This window comes from Treponema zioleckii (assembly GCF_014737315.1).
In the GTDB taxonomy this organism is placed as follows: domain Bacteria; phylum Spirochaetota; class Spirochaetia; order Treponematales; family Treponemataceae; genus Treponema_D; species Treponema_D zioleckii.
In genome coordinates this window covers 1-890 of sequence record NZ_JPUF01000150.1, presented here as the reverse complement: position 1 = coordinate 890, position 890 = coordinate 1, and the positions used below count along the sequence as shown (strand labels likewise).

The window sequence follows — 890 nt, the reverse complement described above, 5'->3', positions numbered from 1 at the left end:
CAAAACAGCTTTGCGTCACGGGAAACGAATCGTTGAGATTAACCATGAATCATGCTAATATAAAACATGACAAAAAATGATTTGGGAAAGAAGCAGAAAATGATTGCGCGCATTCAGGAGTTCACGCTCATGGATGATGACTTTATGACCCGCTTTTTTGAAAATGACAAGGAATGCATGCAGTTTGTACTTCAGACTATTCTTGGAAACAAGAACATTACGGTGATTGAGGAAGTCGCCCAGAAAGTCGTAAAGAGCCTTGAAGGCCGCTCAGTCCGTCTTGATGTTTACGCGAAAGACGATACGGGCAAGCCTTACGACATCGAGATTCAGCGTGCGGACAAAGGAGCCGGAGCAAAGCGCGCACGGTACAATTCGGCTCTGATGGATGCTGATATAACTGTTCCGGGTGAGGATGCAAAAAATCTTCCTGAAAGTTATGTCATCTTCATTACGGAAAATGACATTTTTGGGAAAGGTTTGCCGCTTTATCACATTGACCGTGTTGTAAAAGAATGTAATATACCATTCGGAGATGAAAATCACATAATCTATGTGAATGGTAAATATGAGGGTGATGACCCGATTGGCGACCTGATGCACGATTTTCACTGCAAAAAGCCCGCTGATATGAAGAATAAGATTTTGGCCGACCGGGCCAGATACCTCAAAGAAGACGACAAGGGGGTAAAACACATGTGCAGAATTATGGAAGACTTCGCAAAAGAAGAAAGAGATGAAGCTAAAATTGAAAGAACGATCGAAATGGCTGTAAAACTTCTTGAACTTGGAAAAATGACAGAAGAAGAACTCATAGAAACCTTCAATCTTACTGACGAGCAGATGCAGACAATCAAAGAAAAAGTTTCTGTTCTGGCATAATTTGCTTT

1 protein-coding gene is annotated in these 890 nt (G+C 41.6%); it reads left to right on the top strand.

Annotated features, from left to right (window positions below; translation table 11 throughout):
• Window positions 1–66 precede the first annotated feature (66 nt).
• Complete coding sequence (locus JI65_RS16955) at window positions 67–882, top strand: PD-(D/E)XK nuclease family transposase (protein ID WP_191018341.1); 816 nt, start codon at window positions 67–69, stop codon at window positions 880–882.
• Window positions 883–890: the final 8 nt, after the last annotated feature.